The organism is Streptomyces sp. NPDC007189 (genome assembly GCF_040703635.1).
Classification (GTDB): Bacteria; Actinomycetota; Actinomycetes; order Streptomycetales; family Streptomycetaceae; genus Streptomyces.
Genome location: NZ_JBEYEY010000067.1, coordinates 1 through 1,767, shown reverse-complemented (window position 1 = coordinate 1,767; position 1,767 = coordinate 1). Strand labels below are relative to the sequence as shown.

Sequence of the window (1,767 nt, the reverse complement as noted above, 5' to 3'; positions counted from 1 at the left end):
TCAGCCCGCCCCCTTGCGCATACCTCATAACGTCGGCATACCGCAGGGATCATGAGGCGTCAGCCCCTACGACACCACGCTTTGAAGGTCAGTAAGCAACAGTCCTGCTCCTGCCTCCGGTCCTCAGCCAGCTCGCTGATCTGACTGGCCATTGACGGACTGACGCTCCGCGCTTCGCGCTCGTGGACCCGCAAGGCCTACACCAAATACAGATTGGCGTGCGTCAAGATCTTCAAGGCTGGCCACCAAGGTACTGATGAGTTGTACCTGAGCCTCGCGCTTGTGCTCTGGATCATCTATGGAATCAAGAAGTTCACGAATAATCGCTATGCGATGACTCGCTATCGTACTTGCCTGCAGGCGCACGGCCTGTTCCGATACCGAGTTGCGCGACCTATTCGCCTGATAGAGAAATATGCCGGAAAGGAGATTTGACACTACTCCTGATGCCGCAGCCAAGGCGCCTGAAGCAACCTTTCCACCACTTCCGTTGTTGAGAATGGCGTAGGCTGCTCCTCCTATAAGCACGGCCCCGCCGAGGCATAGGAAGATTATGCTCACCCAAAAGATCACGCGCGCTTGGGATATCCCCTGGATGTACGAGTCCTCAAGGATGCGCTCTTGGCTCTCCTCGCGCTGCCCTGTGAGTAGTCGCTGAACTGTGCTGGCGCCATCGCCTGTATGTCCGACCGGCATGTGCACATGGATCGTTGCACCTTCACCGGAGGCACGGATGCTTGGCGCACTGGCTAGAGCGCTCCGCGCCCGTTCCCTCTCGCGCTTCTCGACCAGGCGAAGCGCGTCAAAGACAATCCAAAGGACAGCAAGGGCTATTACGATATAACCAACGGTTCTCATCCACTCAGAAAGGATGCTCCATTGGTAATTTTCCTCATAGCTGCCTTCGGAATCCAGAATGCTACTTCCCGAAACAAGCGCAACGCCGAGTAGGGCTACAAGGAGGCGGATCGCCAGTGATCGAGAGGCCAGTAGTTGGCTACCTCCATTAGAAGCATCATTACGCGATTCAGAGTTACCTTCGGTTTCCGTCTCAACCTTCGACATGCTGCCCCAGCTCTAACCGTCCGTCACAGGCCCTCGACAGCAGTATCTCGTCAACGCCTACATGTGGGGAGGTCTTTGGCAATTCATGCGTCGGCTCGAATGGCAGAAGGTGAGCCCGTCGCAGTCGACGTCGACGCGGTCGTGGGCGGAAACGGCGGCCCGGAGAGCTTGCCGCACGTCTGGGGCGGTGACCACATCGAGCTCCCCCGGCCACGGTCACCCGGCAGCTGCCGGGCCCGGTCGGACGCGCGGCGACGTGGAGTGTGTCGGACACGGCGGCCCCCGGTCAGCGAAGCGGACGTGGCGTGTTTCCAGGAGAACCCGAGACCAGCGGTGATGCCCGGCAGCTGCCACCGCCCGTGCGGCAGGACGGTGGCCACGGTCCTCGATGTCCGGTCAGGCGGAGCGGCCTCGGCCGTCGGGAAAGAACGCCGTGGCCACGGCCCAGGGCAGAAGATCAATGGCTGCGAAGGCCATCTCGTGGCCGGCACCCGCGGCATCTCGCTGATGGTCACGCTCAGCCCGGTCGGCCAGCACGGCTTGGCCGCGCAGGAGGTTCTCTCCCGCCTGCGACTGATGCACCCCGAGATCATTCGACACTCCGAGAGCCTATTGACCTTGAATGCGTGATGTCGTCATGGTGGCTGGCGTCGGAGACCGGTGCCGGTGAGGCAGCCGTCGAGGACGTCGTGGCGGTACTGA

The 1,767-nt window shown here is 60.9% G+C and carries 2 protein-coding genes and 1 pseudogene; all 3 read right to left on the bottom strand.

What is annotated here, in order from left to right; all coding sequences use genetic code 11:
• Positions 1-123: 123 nt before the first annotated feature.
• The 3 genes and pseudogenes from AB0950_RS40360 to AB0950_RS40350 all read right to left on the bottom strand — a co-directional run bounded on the left by AB0950_RS40360 (position 124) and on the right by AB0950_RS40350 (position 1,665).
• Positions 124-1,065 carry a hypothetical protein gene (locus AB0950_RS40360; RefSeq protein WP_366780810.1) on the bottom strand — a complete coding sequence of 314 codons (942 nt, stop codon included), beginning with the start codon at positions 1,063-1,065 and terminating at the stop codon, positions 124-126.
• A gap of 57 nt (positions 1,066-1,122) precedes the next feature.
• Positions 1,123-1,263, bottom strand: a pseudogene (locus AB0950_RS40355) (hypothetical protein); the annotation flags it as partial.
• A gap of 198 nt (positions 1,264-1,461) precedes the next feature.
• A complete protein-coding gene (locus AB0950_RS40350) occupies positions 1,462-1,665 on the bottom strand; it encodes a hypothetical protein (protein ID WP_366780809.1) in 204 nt (67 codons plus the stop codon).
• Positions 1,666-1,767 lie beyond the last annotated feature (102 nt).

What these genes read in the sequence shown, in the direction of transcription:
- AB0950_RS40360 (WP_366780810.1), bottom strand. Translation starts at nt 1,065, where the DNA reads ATGTCGAAGGTTGAGACGGAAACCGAAGGTAACTCTGAATCGCGTAAT.